At 62.5% G+C, this 14,483-nt stretch carries 13 protein-coding genes and 1 pseudogene; 4 read left to right on the forward strand and 10 right to left on the reverse strand.

Annotated features, from left to right (window positions below; all coding sequences use genetic code 11):
• Nucleotide 1: 1 nt before the first annotated feature.
• Nucleotides 2–697, reverse strand: coding sequence for a cytochrome b N-terminal domain-containing protein (locus J2S96_RS01060; protein WP_306859026.1), 696 nt, complete (start codon nt 695–697; stop codon nt 2–4).
• Complete coding sequence (locus J2S96_RS01065) at nt 694–942, reverse strand: hypothetical protein (protein WP_306859028.1); 249 nt, start codon at nt 940–942, stop codon at nt 694–696. The genes J2S96_RS01060 and J2S96_RS01065 overlap by 4 nt, the downstream gene beginning before the upstream one ends.
• Before the next feature lie 105 nt (nt 943–1,047).
• On the opposite strand from J2S96_RS01065, the gene J2S96_RS01070 reads away from it, so the two are divergent.
• Nucleotides 1,048–1,467: a pyridoxamine 5'-phosphate oxidase family protein gene (locus J2S96_RS01070; RefSeq protein ID WP_306859030.1), complete on the forward strand. Its 420-nt coding sequence runs from the start codon at nt 1,048–1,050 to the stop codon at nt 1,465–1,467.
• Between the two features lie 37 nt (nt 1,468–1,504).
• Here J2S96_RS01070 and J2S96_RS20130 read toward each other — a convergent pair.
• A pseudogene (locus J2S96_RS20130) lies at nt 1,505–1,948 on the reverse strand (pyridoxamine 5'-phosphate oxidase family protein).
• A 201-nt stretch (nt 1,949–2,149) separates the two neighbouring features.
• Here J2S96_RS20130 and J2S96_RS01085 point away from each other — a divergent pair.
• Nucleotides 2,150–2,401: an SHOCT domain-containing protein gene (locus J2S96_RS01085; protein WP_306859036.1), complete on the forward strand. Its 252-nt coding sequence runs from the start codon at nt 2,150–2,152 to the stop codon at nt 2,399–2,401.
• Here the strand turns inward: J2S96_RS01085 and J2S96_RS01090 are convergent.
• The 3 genes from J2S96_RS01090 to J2S96_RS01100 all read right to left on the reverse strand — a co-directional run bounded on the left by J2S96_RS01090 (nt 2,384) and on the right by J2S96_RS01100 (nt 8,588).
• On the reverse strand, nt 2,384–4,777 hold the full coding sequence (locus tag J2S96_RS01090; RefSeq protein ID WP_306859038.1) for an HAD-IC family P-type ATPase: 2,394 nt from the start codon (nt 4,775–4,777) through the stop codon (nt 2,384–2,386). The genes J2S96_RS01085 and J2S96_RS01090 overlap by 18 nt on opposite strands.
• Nucleotides 4,778–4,902: 125 nt before the next feature.
• Nucleotides 4,903–7,305 (reverse strand): phosphoketolase family protein, encoded by a 2,403-nt coding sequence (locus tag J2S96_RS01095; RefSeq protein WP_306859040.1) that lies wholly within the window; start codon nt 7,303–7,305, stop codon nt 4,903–4,905.
• 116 nt (nt 7,306–7,421) lie between these two features.
• Nucleotides 7,422–8,588, reverse strand: a complete 1,167-nt coding sequence (locus tag J2S96_RS01100; RefSeq protein WP_306859041.1) for an acetate/propionate family kinase — start codon at nt 8,586–8,588, stop codon at nt 7,422–7,424.
• A gap of 175 nt (nt 8,589–8,763) precedes the next feature.
• On the opposite strand from J2S96_RS01100, the gene J2S96_RS01105 reads away from it, so the two are divergent.
• Complete coding sequence (locus tag J2S96_RS01105) at nt 8,764–9,651, forward strand: universal stress protein (RefSeq protein WP_306859043.1); 888 nt, start codon at nt 8,764–8,766, stop codon at nt 9,649–9,651.
• Here the strand turns inward: J2S96_RS01105 and J2S96_RS01110 are convergent.
• The 3 genes from J2S96_RS01110 to J2S96_RS01120 form a co-directional block, all read right to left on the reverse strand.
• The gene (locus J2S96_RS01110; RefSeq protein WP_306859045.1) at nt 9,620–10,696 is read right to left on the reverse strand and encodes a zinc-dependent alcohol dehydrogenase family protein; all 1,077 of its coding nucleotides are present in this window, start codon (nt 10,694–10,696) and stop codon (nt 9,620–9,622) included. The genes J2S96_RS01105 and J2S96_RS01110 overlap by 32 nt on opposite strands.
• Nucleotides 10,697–10,748: 52 nt before the next feature.
• Nucleotides 10,749–11,213, reverse strand: coding sequence for a pyridoxamine 5'-phosphate oxidase family protein (locus J2S96_RS01115; RefSeq protein ID WP_306859047.1), 465 nt, complete (start codon nt 11,211–11,213; stop codon nt 10,749–10,751).
• A gap of 64 nt (nt 11,214–11,277) precedes the next feature.
• Nucleotides 11,278–11,748 carry a pyridoxamine 5'-phosphate oxidase family protein gene (locus J2S96_RS01120; RefSeq protein WP_306859050.1) on the reverse strand — a complete coding sequence of 157 codons (471 nt, stop codon included), beginning with the start codon at nt 11,746–11,748 and terminating at the stop codon, nt 11,278–11,280.
• Nucleotides 11,749–11,914: 166 nt separating this feature from the next.
• Here J2S96_RS01120 and J2S96_RS01125 point away from each other — a divergent pair, with 166 nt between their 5' ends.
• Nucleotides 11,915–13,630 carry a sensor histidine kinase gene (locus J2S96_RS01125; protein ID WP_306859052.1) on the forward strand — a complete coding sequence of 572 codons (1,716 nt, stop codon included), beginning with the start codon at nt 11,915–11,917 and terminating at the stop codon, nt 13,628–13,630.
• A gap of 20 nt (nt 13,631–13,650) precedes the next feature.
• Here J2S96_RS01125 and J2S96_RS01130 read toward each other — a convergent pair whose 3' ends face one another.
• A complete protein-coding gene (locus tag J2S96_RS01130) occupies nt 13,651–14,349 on the reverse strand; it encodes a response regulator (protein WP_306859054.1) in 699 nt (232 codons plus the stop codon).
• Nucleotides 14,350–14,483: the final 134 nt, after the last annotated feature.

Here is a 14,483-nt window from a genome sequence, read left to right on the forward strand (position 1 = left end):
GCTAATCCTCCCCGTCGGTGGCTGGATTTGGCGCGGTCGAGCGCAGCTGGGCGTCAGATGCCGCAGCCTCCAAAGGCGGTACCACCCCGTGCATGCGTACGAGCACCACATGAACGGCGACGACGACGGCGACCGCAAGGGGGAGGAGGGTGATGTGCCACATGAGTAGCTGGCCTAGATCGGCGACGTTGAACCACGCACCGATACCGACCGCGTTGAGGGCGTCTTTTGCCTGGAACGCAATCCACTGCGAATCGAAATTTGTTTGAAGGAGGTATCCGGTGAAGGCGGTGACGATCGAGACGAGGAATGCGAGCATCCCCGTGATCCACGTCATCACCCGCCCGCCGCGCCAGGCGGCCATCCAGAATTTGCCCCAGAGGTGGACCACCATGAACATGAAGAACAGTTCAACGCTCCACAAATGGGTGCTGTTGATGAAACGGCCAAGCCCGGAGACATGGAACCAGGCGGGTCCGTTCAATGCCAGTACGGCGCCGGAACCGAGGATGTAGACGAACGCCGCGACGGCGGCCATGCCGAAGATGTAAATCCACGAGGACACGTAGCTCGGCTGGCGTTCGGGGAGCAGCTTGTCCGCCGGCAGCCGACGTAAGGCCCAGCCCCGGGCCTTACCCGTCCAGGTGGAAAAGCCTGGTTCGCCGTCAGGGGCAGCAGGCGCACTGTCACTGCTCATTTCCTTTTCCTCCCGTGTGGAAACGGAATCACCAAGGCCAAAATGAACAGCACGACCATCGTGGTGATGACCACCAAATTGCCGAATTGAATCAGGAAATCACCCCACTGGAAATAAACTCCGGCATCCGGCATTCCGGCACCCGCCTGTCTTGAGCCGAGCATCACGGCCTCTCTCGGTGAAAGGCGAACCTTTACGGAGGCCTTCTTACGAATGACGCTACAAGCTTCCTGGCCGACATACATGGGTCCAAGGACCCTATTGGATGATTCCGGCCGCGTGCATGCTGAAATGGCTTGGTATTCCGACCACCGAAAGGACCGACCATGTCACCGGATACCGCTAACCCCGTGGAAGTCCTGACAGAGGAAGAATGCTGGAATATCCTTTTGGGTGCGACGTTGGGACGGTTGGCATTAAGCATCGCCAACGAACCCGAGATTTACCCGATCAATTTCGTCGCCCACGACGGAAAAATCCTCATCCGCACGAATCCAGGGGAGAAGCTGTTCGCGCTCACGATCAATGACAAAGTTGCTCTGGAGACCGATGGGGTCGGTAGCCAATCCGTCTGGAGCGTGGTGGTTAAAGGCAAGGCTCGGCAACTGGAGTCCGGCGCCGAGATTGAGGCCGCCGAAAGGATTCCCCGCCAACAATTGACCTCTACGAAGAAGCGGGTTTTCGTTGAGATCGTCCCGACGTCCATCAGCGGGAGACGGATTCACCGGGGACCGGAGGATGAAGAGCTTGTCCCTGGCGACTTGTACTGAAGCGACTTGCAGCGAGACCTGTAGTGAGCGGGGCAGTTCACGCGAGGTGCACGCGGCGTCCGGTGATCGTCTGTGCCTGGATTCGGATAAAAAGGTTCCGTGCTCCGCCGGCCCACGGCTCGGCCATGGCCTTCCCCCAAAGCCGGGTCAGCAGATCCTTGTCCTCAACCCGGGAGGACGCCCCGCTGACCAGCACAGACCAACCCTCGCTCCGGTCGGACCGTGAATCGTCGATTTGAAAGGACGACTCGGGTGAAGGGACTGACTCGGCGATGGATCCATCGCCGGCAGTACGGAAGTAAATGGACTAGCCGTCGACCAGATAATTCACAGGCAGGATCACCACCCTGCCTTGCTGAACAAACCCGAAACGTCCGGTGGTGTTTGAGCGCAGGAGATCCCAGCACTGTTCCTGGCCGAGTTCTTCCGCCACGTGCAGTCCGCCGTCGACTCGGCCTGCGTCCATGCTGGGGAGTGACATGTCTGCTCCTGTGTCGTCGGGTCTAGTCCGTCATTCGGTCACGCAACCGCGGGCATGAAGCCCTTGACTCCCTGCAGCCTATTGAACCCTCTTCTGCTGCTGTAGGGCCGAAAGGCCCGGTGATGTGACTAAATGCCCTGTGGGAGCGGTGAGTAACGAGCGACACTGGACGCAGGCAGTCCAGAGCCAAGGAGGTTGGCCATGATGTATGGATGGGGTGGAAACATCGGCATCGGCGGATGGATCGCCATGGGGCTGATGATGCTGCTGCTCTGGGGTGGCATTGGCGCCTTGGTGATCATCCTGCTGCGTGGAAGCCACACGGGCGGACGGGGTTTCCACGAGCCACCGGATGATGATTCCGAGCGTATCCTCAACGAGCGTTTCGCGCGGGGCGAGATCGACGAGACGGAGTTCGCGGCGCGCCGAGCTGCTCTAAGGCGCAGACCGTGAGGAGGTTTCCCGCGCGGTCAGGGGCTTCTTCCGGGCGTTTCGGCGACCTAGGAATTGATGGAGTGCTTCAATAGCGAGAATTCCTCCGAGCCCGCTTCCCAGCGCCGCAAAGAGAAGATCGTTCGGGGGCCATTCCAAGCTGAAGAAGTCTTGGAGGAAGGGCACCGTCAGTACAAAGACCAAGCCCAGGTACATCGCTCCGATGACGGCCGCCCGTCCCAGGTTGAGGGGACGCGAAATGGCTGCCAGCGCCCACAAACCCGTGAATGAAAGTGTGATAACCGAGCCAGTGCGGGTGGCACTGGTTGTGTGGGCACCGACAGTCGTGGCGAAGACGTTGAGGGCAAAGACGGCGGCAGCAATGACGAGCCCGAACGGCACGGCGAAGGAGAGGGATCGTTTGAGGAATCCCGGGGCATAGCGGCGGTTGTTGGGCATGAGGGCAAGGAAAAACGCCGGGATTCCGATGGTGAGGCCGTCTGTGGCAGAGAGCTGGCGCGGCAGGAACGGGAATTCCCACAGGAGTGCTCCAAAGACGACGGAGAGAGCAACGGCATAGGCGGTCTTGCTAAGGAACAGGACCGAAACCCGTTCAATATTTGCGATGACGCGTCGGCCCTCCGCGACCACACCGGGGAGCCTGTCGAAACGCCCGTCCAGGAGAACGAGCCGGGACACCGCCTTGCTAGCAGCGGCAGCCGAGTCCATGGATATGCCGATGTCAGCTGCCTTGAGCGCAGGTATGTCGTTGACCCCGTCTCCGGTCATCGCGACGGTATGGCCGCCACGCTGCAGTGCAATGACCATGTCCCTTTTCTGTTCCGGGGTCACGCGCCCGAACAGCACATGGTTCTCCACCACTTCAAGCAGCAATTCCGGGTCCTCCGGCAGTTTCCGCGCGTCGTACCCGTTTTCCGCGTCCAGCCCTACCTCACGGGCGAGGGCGGCGACGGTGCGCGGATCGTCCCCGGAGATGATCCGCACTTCCACGCCCTCATTTCGGAAATAGCCGAGGATTCTTGCAGCGTCCGGACGCACCTTCTCCCGGAAGGTCAGCAGGCAGATCGGATCGCAGCCGGGTGGCAGCTGGGCGTCGTCCCTACCCTGAGGGGGGAGCGGTTCAGGTGCGTGAGCCAGGACCAAGGTCCGCAGCCCCGACGAAGCTAGGCGGGCTGCTGCCTCGAGGAGGTGAACTGTGCCTGGGGTATCTTCGCGAAGGACTATCTCCGGAGCGCCCAGCACCCAGGTGCCCGCGACGAATTGGTCTGAGCCGAAGCTGACGGCACTCCATTTCCGTACAGACGAGAATGGCGCCGTCGAGCTCGGTCGGAGACTGGCGCCCGACGGGAAGGCAGCGGCAAGGCAGCGAGCAGTGGCGTTGGCCTGGGGGTCGGCTCCGAACCAGCCCAGAACCTGCCTCCATCCGGGGGCAGGCGACGCACTGGTTTCGTGGATGGCGTCGAAGACAAGCCGACCTTCGGTGAGCGTGCCCGTCTTGTCCAGGCAGAGCATGTCCACACGGGCGAGGCCTTCGACAGCTGCCAGCTCCTGGATAAGGACTTTCGCACGGGCCAGCCGTATGCCGCCGACGGCGAAAGCGACGCTTGTGAGGAGGACGAGCCCCAGAGGGATCATTGCAATGACGCTGGCGACTGCACCCACCGCACCCGCTCTCCAACGTCCAGTGGCGATTGACTCCTCCCAGCCGCCACTGGCCTGCATTTGGCCGTTGACGACAAGAACCATGGCAGGCACGAGCAGCCAGGTGATCCAACGGAGGATCGTGTCCAGACTCTCCCGGATCTCGGATCTGACCACGGAGAAACGCTTCGCCTCGGCGGTGATGCTGCTGGCGAAGGAGTCGGCGCCGACTCGGATTACGCGGGCGATGCCGCGGCCGGCTACAACGCTGGAGCCGGCGAACACTTCGGATCCCGGTCCCTTGCTCACGGGATTTGATTCACCAGTGAGCAGCGATTCGTCGATTTCCAAGCCGTCGCCGTCGATGATAGACGCGTCCGCGGGCACCTGGTCGCCGGGGCCCAGCAGGAGGACGTCGTCGCGGACGACGTCTTGCATGCCAATATTCTGCTCAGTATCGTCGCGAACCACCCGGGTGAGGGAGGCGTTGAGGATCGAGAGCCGGTCCAATGACTTTTTAGCCCGGTATTCCTGAACGACACCGATGAGGATGTTACCCAAGGCAGCTAGTCCAAAGAGAGCATCCTTCCATTGGCCCAGCAGAAGGAGGAGTGCGAAGCTGCAGCCCACAATTGCGTTGAACAGCGTCAGCACGTTCCCTCGGAAGATCTGCCACAGTGTTCTGCTTGGCCTACTGGAAACGCTGTTGGCCAGTCCTGCTTCCGTTCGGGCCATGACCTCGGCCCTGGACAACCCGGGTCCCAAACGGGGGCGGGTACCTTTACCGCCTGGATGGTTCAGAGCTGGCTGCTGGGTCACAATTCTTCCCTTGTTGAGAATAGCTGCCTCTCGTCTGGACTTTAAGGACGAGGCGCTGTCCAGACCCAGCTCCGGATTTCCGGAAGGTCTTCGAAGTGCTCGCGGATGTACTGTTTGTGAGCATCCAGCTGCCTCCGGCAGAAGTCGCTGAGTTCATCCGCGCCGGTGACCTGCCGGTGAACGCGTCGCAGCGCTTCGAGGACGAGATGGTACCGGCTCATCTTATTCAGGACCACCATGTCGAAAGGTGTGGTGGTGGTTCCCTGTTCGTTGTAGCCACGGACGTGGAATCGTTCGGGACGCGGCCGTCCATGCAGAAGCTGGTGCAGGGCGCGGGCGTAGCCGTGCCAGGCCATGATGACTTCTCCGTCGGCAGTGAAGAGTTCTTCGAACTTTGGACCGGAAAGGCCGTGGGGGTGGGTGTCGCGCGGTGGAAGGACCATGGCATCCATGACGTTGACCACGCGGACCGTGAGTTCAGGGAGATGCCTTTGCAGCAACCACGCTGCGGCTAGTGTCTCTTCGGTGGCGATGTCCCCTGCGCAGGCCATGACGACGTCGGGCCTGGCCCGGGCGCCGGTAGGTTCCTCGTTACCGGCCCAGGACCAGACGGATGCTCCCGCAGCGGCGTGTCGGCGGGCCTCCTCAAGCGTTAGGTACTGCGGGTGGGGTTGTTTGTCCACTACCACCAGGTTCACGTAGTCCTTGCTCCGCAGTATGTGTTCGGCGGTGACGAGGAGGGTGTTGGCGTCCGGAGGCAGGTAGACGCGGGTGACTGTCCCTGACAGGGACAGCACAGTGTCGATCAGTCCGGGTCCCTGGTGGCTGAATCCGTTGTGGTCGTTGCGCCAGCAGGTGGAGGTCAGGAGGATGTTCAGGCTTGGCACGGGTGCGCGCCATTCAAGTTCCCTTGCGTGTTGGAGCCATTTGGCGTGTTGGATGGTCATCGATGCGCTGACCATCGCGAAAGCCTCATAGCTGGCAAAGACCCCATGGCGACCCGTGAGCAGGTAACCCTCCAGCCAGCCTTGGCACAGATGCTCGGAGAGGACTTCCATAACTCTGCCACCCGCTGAGACGTGGTCTTCGGCTAGTGCATGCTCGCCGTTCCTGGCAGGTTCCAGAAGGCAGCGGTCGGTGGCTTCGAACACAGCCCCGAGCCGGTTGCTGTTGGTTTCATCAGGGCAGAAGAGCCGGAACCGGGGACTGTCGGCCGTATCGATATAGATGTCCCGGAGCAGTTCACCCAGGGGCCTGGTGGTCTCATGGATGACCGATCCCCGGGGCGCCGGGCGGACCGCGTATCGCTCCAAGTCGGGGATATTGAGGGCAGCTCCGGGGCCGCCAAGCCCGGCATGGGCCGCGCCCATGCGGAGGCTGCCTTCCGGTGCTAGGGCCGCCAGTTCCGGGACGAGCCGGCCTGCGCTGTCGAAGAGGGTTTCCGGCCGGTAGGAGCGCATCCAGGCTTCCAGCTGGGCCAGATGTTGCGGATTTTCGCGAACGTTTGGAAGAGGCACCTGGTGGGAACGAAAGGTGCCTTCCACGGGGAGGCCGTCGACGGTATCTGGGCCCGTCCACCCTTTGGGCGTCCGCAGGATGATGGCAGGCCACCGCGCCGGGCCGTGTACGCCATGGCTATGCGCCTGGGATTGCAGCTCGCGAATACGACCATAAGCCTTGTCCATCGCGGCGGCCAGAGCGCGGTGGACAAGGAACGGGTCATCGCCGGCGACGGTCAGCGGATCCCAGCCGTGGGCCGAAAGGAGCCCCTCGACCTCCTCATCGGATTCACGGCCCAGAACGGTTGGACCCGAGATCTTGTGCCCGTTCAGATGCAGGATCGGCAGCACGGCACCGTCCCTCGCGGGATTGAGGAAGGAAGGAGCTTTCCATGATGCTTCCAATGGGCCGGTTTCGGCTTCGCCGTCGCCGATAACACAGGCGACAATCAGCCCCGGGTTGTCCATGGCGGCGCCGGTGGCGTGCATCAAGGAGTAGCCAAGTTCGCCTCCTTCGTGGATGGAACCAGGAGTCGCTGGGCCGACGTGGCTCGAGATCCCGCCGGGCGTTGAAAATTGCCGGACAAGGCGCCTCAGTCCCGGGAGGTCCATCCCTACCTTCGGGTAGATCTCCGAGTAGGTGCCTTCAAGATAGACATTGGCGACCACCGCCGGACCACCATGGCCCGGACCCGCAACGAAGAGCACATTTGCGGAGGTTCGCGTGATCAGCCGGTTCAAGTGGGCATAGATCAGCGACAAACCAGGACTGGTTCCCCAATGTCCCAGAAGCCGTGGCTTGATGTGGGCTGGCAGCAACGGCTCACGCAGCAGAGGATTTTCCTGGAGGTAGATCTGGGCCACGCTGAGGTAGTTGGCGGCGGACCAATACCGGTTCAGCAAGTCAAAGTCCTCGCTGGCAGCCTCACCTATTGCTGTTTCCATGGGCATAGCCTCTTCCGGGTAGACGGCGCGCGCTGCTGGTGTCTGGGCCGTTTGGTCTTGACAGTGCTGGTTTCACGGTGCCAGAGACCCGGGGGAGCGGTTAGGGCCATATGGCCTTAGAAGTTCCGAATCGCTGGATCTTTCGAAAGTACGACGGCGGCCGTCGCCTCCGCGATGGCCCGTTCCTCGTCGCTGGGGACCACGAGGACGGGAAACGCTGATTCGTCGGTACTGATGGCACGGATACCGCTGTTTTCCGTCTGGTTGCGAGCTTCGTCGATGCTGATGCCAAGGGGCCCGAGCAGCGCCATCACCTGGGATCTGAAATGACCGGAATGCTCACCGATCCCGCCTGTAAAGACCAAGACTCCGGCCGTTCCGACAACCATGTTGTAGGCGGCGATGTACTTAGCCAGCCGGTAGGCGGCCATCTCGGTGGCGAGGAGCGCCCGGGGATCGCCGTGTTGCGCGGCGTCCTGGACGGTGCGCATGTCGGCTGATCCGGACAGGCCCAGCAAGCCCGCCCGATGGTTGAGGAGCTCATCGACTTGGTCCGGTCCGAGGCCGCGGCGCTGCAGCAGCGTGACAATGGAGGGATCAAGATCACCGGAACGTGTACCCATGACCAGCCCTTCCAAGGGGGTCATTCCCATGGACGTGTCGATGCTGCGGCCGTTCTTGACGGCGGTCACGGAGGCGCCATTTCCAAGGTGTGCCACTACGGCGTTGAGCGAAGTCATCGGGACTCCGAGGAACGCCGCGGCCTCGCGGCAGGCGATCTCGACGGAGATCCCGTGGAAGCCGTAGCGCCGGATCCCGTATTTCGTGGAGAGGTCTTCCGGGATGGCGTAGCGGGAGGCGTATTCGGGCACGGTGTGGTGGAAGGCCGTGTCGAAGACGGCTACCTGCGGTGTGTCCGGCCACCGGGCGGCGGTTGCATGCATGCACGCCACACTTGCCGCGTTGTGGAGCGGCGCTAACTCGGCAAGTTCCTCGATGGTCGCAATAACCTCGGGGGTGACGCGGACAGGAGAGCTGAAGTGATCAGCGCCATGCACCACTCGATGACCGATCGCGTCGATGCCGGTTCCACGGTAAGCGTGCGGGACCGCCGCGTCGACCACGTCGAACACGTTCTCCAGGAAACCAGGATTCAGCGTGCCCTCTCTGGGGCTGTCGATGACCCGATCCAGCAGGATCCTAGTCTTCGTGCCAGGTGTTCCGCTCCGCCGCAGCTGGTACTTCAAGGATGAGGAACCTGGATTCAACACAAGGATCAGCACACTGATGTCCTTTCACGAAGCCCACCCAGCACCGGGCCATGGGACCCGATCCCCTCAGGACCATAACCCGGCAAACGCGTTCGCGGGGAGGGTCTTACGGCCCTTGCAGTGGACCGACGCGGCAAACAAGACTGGGCAGGGGATCGCTACTGCTTCCAGGAAGGCACGTGCGCTCGTGAAGAAGATTCTTGTTGGTGTCGATGGGTCCGTGGCAGGGGGTGCTGCTGCGGACTGGGCTGCCGAACGGGCCCGTGACCTTGGACTTCAGCTCAACCTGGTCCATGCCGTTCCCGAGCCTTGGGCGTTCCCGGAGAAGGCTCTCCACACGGAGGCGATCGCGCAGGCCAAGGACCTGCTGAAAGGGGAGACAGCACGGATCGCCGCAAGGTTTCCCTCCTTGGAGGTGCTGACGACACTGAGTTCGGGAGAGCCCGCCGAGACCATGCGCAAGCTTTCCGCAGGCGCGGAAATGGTCGTCGTTGGAACCGATCGGCGTCCTGGCAACCACGGCGAAGGATTCGGTTCTGTCAGCTTTCAGATTGCGGTGATCAGCCATTGCGTCGTTGCGGTTGTTCCAGCTCCTTCAGCGCGTGACTCGTCCGGCGTGGTGGTTGGTGTCGATGGCTCCCGGGACTCCGAATTCGCCGTCGAGTATGCAGCTGACGAGGCAGAGCGAATGGGAGAAGTACTCGCGGTCGTTCATGCCGGTGGCGGCCCTGGTCCTGTTCCATCTTCGTCCGGTAGGTCAGTGCGCGGGGCTGACCCTTCAGGGTCTGAGCACCTTGGGCACGGGCTGTTGTCCGAATCGGTCCGGAGAATGGAGCGGCGGCACCCGGGTTTGGTCATCCGTGGCATCCTGGACCTTGAGCGCGCTCCGGCCGAAGTCCTCCTAGACGCCAGTGCGCGTGCACGCCTGCTGGTCATGGGCTGCAAAGGAAGGGGCGGGGCCCGCGTGCTGGTCGGTTCCGTGGCTCAGCACGTGCTGCTTAATGTCCAGTGCCCGACGTTGATAACCCGCCCCGATCTGCAGGCTATCGGCCAGGACCCGCGTTATCCCGGCTGAGGATGACCTTCAGGGCGTGTGTTTCCGCTGCCCTTGAGAAGGTGTCGTAGGCATCGATGATCTGATCCAGGGTGAAATGGTGGGTCGCGAATTTCTCGGCGGGAATCTTGTGCTGGGCCACCAGCCGTAACAGCATCGGGGTGGTGTTGGTATTGACCAAGCCCATGCTGATGTTGAGGTTGCGGATCCAGAGGTCCTGGAGGCGCAGTTCGACGGATCTTCCGTGGACGCCGATGTTGGCGACATTCCCGCCGGGGCGGACGAGCCGCAAGGCCATGTCGAAGGTGTCCGGGATTCCGACTGCTTCAATGGCGACATCCACTCCTTCGCCGTCGGTGTAGGACATGACGTCGCTGATCCAATCCGGGTTGGACGGGTTCACCGTCCCTGTTGCGCCGAACTCCCGGGCCCGGGCAAGTCGCCCCTCGTCAGGATCGATGGCGATGATGGTGGCGGCGCCGTGGAGGCCTGATGTGGCTATCGCTGCCAGGCCGATGGGGCCTGCTCCTACGACCGCGACGACGTCACCTGGCTTGATGTGACCAGCCTGGACTCCGATTTCGAAGCCCGTGGGCAGAATGTCGGACAGCATGATCGCCTCGTCGTTGGTGACTCCGCGGGGTAATTTGTAGAGCGAGTTATCAGCGTAGGGGACGCGCACATACTCGGCTTGGGTGCCGTCAATGAGGTGGCCGAATATCCAGCCTGTTCCGGCTTGGCCTTCCTCGCCGGCGCAATGTGAGTACAGGCCCCTCTTGCAGTTCTCGCAGTGCCCGCAGGACTTGATGCAGGAGATGAGGACGCGGTCCCCGGCCCTGAGGCCGGTGACCGAGGAACCCACTTCCGTGACCGTTCCGACGCCCTCATGCCCGAGGACCCGTCCCTCCTGGACGGCTGGAACGTCACCTTTGAGAATGTGAAGGTCCGTACCGCAGATCGTCGTGGTATCGACACGGACGACGGCGTCGGTGGGGTTGACGATGTGCGGATCAGGAACGTCGGTCCAAGACTTCTTTCCGGGGCCCTTATAAACGAGTGCTTTCATGATGCTCCATCCAGGAAGACAAGCAGTACCGCCGGCGACGCCGGCAGCAAAGTTAGTGGAACAGCTCCGAGCGGGCATCCCACAGGGGAGTGTTCCAGATGTCAGGCCTGGTGGCCTTGAACCGTCGACCGGTGAGAGCATCCAACGTCAAACGCAAATAGTGGCTCTTGCTCCCCGGCTGCCAAGGATCCAGGTGGAGGGCATCGGCTGCGGCCTTTTCCTGCAGGTCGACGATGAGGTGCGCCGGTCCTCTGGCGACGACGCTCCAGGCTTTCCCGGAACCCGCCTCGAAGCCATCGATTTCGAGTGCGCAGGGGTCCCGCATCGTGCTCCAAAATTTCGTGCCGACGCCTGTCCGGAAGACGATGGATCCACGGTCCACGACGTAGTTCACGGGGAAAATGTCCGGATGCTTCCCGACAATCACGGCCAGCCTACCAACGGTGGCGTGGCCAAGCAGTTCCAAGCATTCCTCCGGGCTCAGTCTTTCGACCGCATCCGCTGATTGGGGGTTCATGTCCCTGACGCTACCGGCGGCTGTCCGCCGTCGTTAGGGGCTTTAGGCCCGGCAGGACGCCCCGTCATTCGAGTCCGGCCCGGGTGGCGTCGTCCAGGGGACTCCACCATGTCAGGGGAGGGGTGACGGTAAATCGGCGTCCAGTGATCGACGTCGGGACGATGCGGATGAAGTGGTCTTTTCGGCCCGCTTGCCAGGGAAAAAGGAGAAGCCCGACAGTATCAAGCACCTCCTGGGTGAGCTTGATGGCGACAGCCTCCCCTTTCACGACTACGCTCCACGCCACCCCGGTATCCGGGTTGACGCCGTCGGCCTCCAGCGCAACCGCGGTTTCTCCCAGGGCCGAGTGGAGCTTGGTTCCTTCTCCGGTCCGGAATACGAGGGTGCCGTGGTCCACCTTGTAGTTGATCGGGAAGATGTCCGGATGATCTTCCACCCACACGGCGAGGCGTCCTACCGAAACGCCACGCATGAGCTCCCAGCATTGTTGCGGCTGCAGGACCTCCGGCGCAGGGGTTGATGGTTTGTTCGTCATGTCGCAGAGGCTACGCCCCGGCGGGAGCCGAAAACAGGGCACAAAGACCCTCACCCCATGAGCGTATGGGCGAACGCGGGACTCGGGAGTAGTCTGGCATGGGATATGGGGCCTGCCATGACACGGGTATCTGCCCCGTGCGGGTGGTCACCTCGGAAGGGGGTAGATGAACGGCTCTATCCCAGAGCCCGAGAGGGCTGAGCGTCCGCCTGTCACCGGGATCAGGATCGAGGACCTACTGAGGGACTTTCTGGCCCGCGCAGGAGAGCTGCTGCATGCCCAGGAACACATGCGGGGGCTTCTGGAAGCCGTGGTGGCGGTTGCGGAAGACCTGAGCCTTGAATCCGTGCTGGAGAGGGTGGTCAAATCCGCATGTCGGCTTCTGCATGCCCGATATGGCGCGCTGGGTGTCATCGGGGAGAACAAGTCTCTGAGCCACTTCGTCACAGTGGGCATCGACGGAGACCTTGCACGCCGCATCGGTCCGCTACCTACCGGGCACGGTGTACTCGGTCTGCTGATCAGCGAACCTGCGCCGCTTCGCCTTCATGATTTGCGTGAGCACCCGAAGTCCTACGGATTCCCAGCAAACCACCCACCGATGAAGTCGTTTCTCGGCGTCCCGGTGCGCGTTCGTGACGTCGTTTTCGGCAATCTTTACTTGACGGAAAAGGAAGACGGCGGCGATTTCACCTCGGAGGACGAGGATCTTGCCGTGGCGTTGGCTGCGGCTGCTGGCGTCGCCATCGAGAATGCTCGCCTTTACCAAGACGCCCGCCGTCGCGCTTCCTGGCTTGAAGCGTGCATGGACGTGACCGGTCGGATGCTCGGTGATGGCCAGATCGCCGATTCGGACAATGTCGGACTGGACCTTATCGCGGACAGGGCGCTCCGGGAATCGGACTCCCAGCTGGCCCTGATCCTCATTCCGGACGGCGGCGTGGGGTCGTACGGCGTTGCGGGGGCCGCAGGGACGGGCAGCGCCAGTTTCGCGGGGAGCATCTTGCCCATGGATTCGCCCGCCATCAGGTCAGTCGCCGCCACCGGGACGCCAGCCTGTTTGGACGATGCCGGAGACATCCTCAGCCCGGCTGCCGGCGTATCCCTCGGAAAGCTCTTGGCGATCGATCTCAGCGCCCACGGAGCTCACCATGGGCTCCTGTTTCTGGTTCGAGGCCCTGGAACGGGGCCATTCGCTAAGACGGATGTGGAGATGGGGGCCGTCTTTGGCTCACATGTGGCCTTGGGCCTGGAGCTTGACCGGATTCACCGGCTACGTGAACAGTTGCTGGTTTTCTCGGACCGGGACCGCATTGCCCGGGACCTGCACGACCTCGTCATCCAACGCCTTTTCGCTGCCGGACTCAGCATCCAGAGTCTTCGGCGGTTCACAACAGGCGAACCTGCCCTGAACCGGATTGATGCGGTCACGGCGGAGCTGGATGAGACCATCCGGGACCTCCGGAACACCATCTACTCGTTGCGTTCTTCGGGCGAACAAGAGTTGCTGAGCAGCCGGATTCTGCAGACTGTCCGCACTGCCACCAGGTCGCTGCCCTTCGCCCCCCGCCTGACGCTCAATGGAGAAGTCGATTCCGTGCTGGACGACGAAACAGTCTCCAACGCGCTGGCGGTCATCTCCGAAGGGCTCAGCAACGCGGTCCGTCATTCGGACGCGCAGGCAATCAGCGTGTCAGTGTCGGTGGAAGACGGCATCCTGACCTTAGTCATCGACGACGACGGCAGGGGCTTCAGGGACGCCGTGCCCGGAAATGGCCTGGCGAACATGGAACAGCGCGCCTCGGAGTTGTGCGGTTCCTTTGAGGTGACCAGCGCCCCGACGAAGGGCACTACTGTGTTGTGGTCCGTACCGGTCCACTGAGGATACTGTGCGCCGTTACCTCAACGGACTGGCCCGGAGCCGGGTTCCGGTCCATGGGCAATATAGACGGCCGCCTGGGTGCGGCGTTCGAATCCCAGCTTCGCCAACATCGAGGACACGTAGTTCTTCACGGTTTTTTCGGCGAGCTGCATGACTTCTCCGATCTGCCTGTTTGTCAGGCCCTGCCCGACCAGATCCAGGACCCGCCTCTCTTGCGGCGTCAATGAGGCAACCCTGGGATCCACACGCTTGGGTTCAGTAAGTCCCTGGATGATCCTCGCCTTCACTGCCGCATCAAACAGCGATTCACCGCGCGCGGCCCTGTGAAGGGCTCCAATCAGGTCGGTGCCGCCGATTTCTTTCAGGACGTACCCCGCGGCACCGGCGAGCACCGCTCCGCGCAGGGCCTGTTCGTCGTCGTAACTGGTCAGAATCAGGCAATTGAGGGTGGGGTCGACGGAACGCACCTCCCGGCATACTTCGATGCCGGTGCCGTCGGGCAGCCTCGCGTCCAGGACTGACACGTCCGGCCGCAAGGCGGGAATGCGTCGGGCGGCCTCCTCCGCGGAACCGGACATGCCTACCACCACGAAGCCCTCGCTTTCCAGCAGTTCCTGAAGCCCCCGGCGAACAAGCTCATGATCGTCAAGGACATAGACCCGGATCGGCGGCGCGCCAGCGGCCCGGGCGTCGCTCAGGGGTGGTACTGGGCGTTCCATGATCCTCCTGTCCGGCAGCCGCTGGGCCGCTGTCCCGCCGGGGCGTCATGGTTGCCCGGCTATGTCATTGTTCATTGGCCCCCGTTGGTAAACAAGGGCCAAAGGACCCAGGCCGGTGCCATGACTTTCGACCC

The organism is Arthrobacter bambusae, from assembly GCF_030812595.1.
Lineage (GTDB): Bacteria > Actinomycetota > Actinomycetes > Actinomycetales > Micrococcaceae > Arthrobacter > Arthrobacter bambusae_B.

What these genes read in the sequence shown, in the direction of transcription:
- J2S96_RS01060 (WP_306859026.1), bottom strand. Translation starts at nt 697, where the DNA reads ATGAGCAGTGACAGTGCGCCTGCTGCCCCTGACGGCGAACCAGGCTTT.
- J2S96_RS01065 (WP_306859028.1), bottom strand. Translation starts at nt 942, where the DNA reads ATGTATGTCGGCCAGGAAGCTTGTAGCGTCATTCGTAAGAAGGCCTCC.
- J2S96_RS01085 (WP_306859036.1), top strand. Translation starts at nt 2,150, where the DNA reads ATGATGTATGGATGGGGTGGAAACATCGGCATCGGCGGATGGATCGCC.
- J2S96_RS01090 (WP_306859038.1), bottom strand. Translation starts at nt 4,777, where the DNA reads ATGGCCCGAACGGAAGCAGGACTGGCCAACAGCGTTTCCAGTAGGCCA.
- J2S96_RS01095 (WP_306859040.1), bottom strand. Translation starts at nt 7,305, where the DNA reads ATGGAAACAGCAATAGGTGAGGCTGCCAGCGAGGACTTTGACTTGCTG.
- J2S96_RS01110 (WP_306859045.1), bottom strand. Translation starts at nt 10,696, where the DNA reads ATGAAAGCACTCGTTTATAAGGGCCCCGGAAAGAAGTCTTGGACCGAC.
- J2S96_RS01115 (WP_306859047.1), bottom strand. Translation starts at nt 11,213, where the DNA reads ATGAACCCCCAATCAGCGGATGCGGTCGAAAGACTGAGCCCGGAGGAA.
- J2S96_RS01120 (WP_306859050.1), bottom strand. Translation starts at nt 11,748, where the DNA reads ATGACGAACAAACCATCAACCCCTGCGCCGGAGGTCCTGCAGCCGCAA.
- J2S96_RS01125 (WP_306859052.1), top strand. Translation starts at nt 11,915, where the DNA reads ATGAACGGCTCTATCCCAGAGCCCGAGAGGGCTGAGCGTCCGCCTGTC.
- J2S96_RS01130 (WP_306859054.1), bottom strand. Translation starts at nt 14,349, where the DNA reads ATGGAACGCCCAGTACCACCCCTGAGCGACGCCCGGGCCGCTGGCGCG.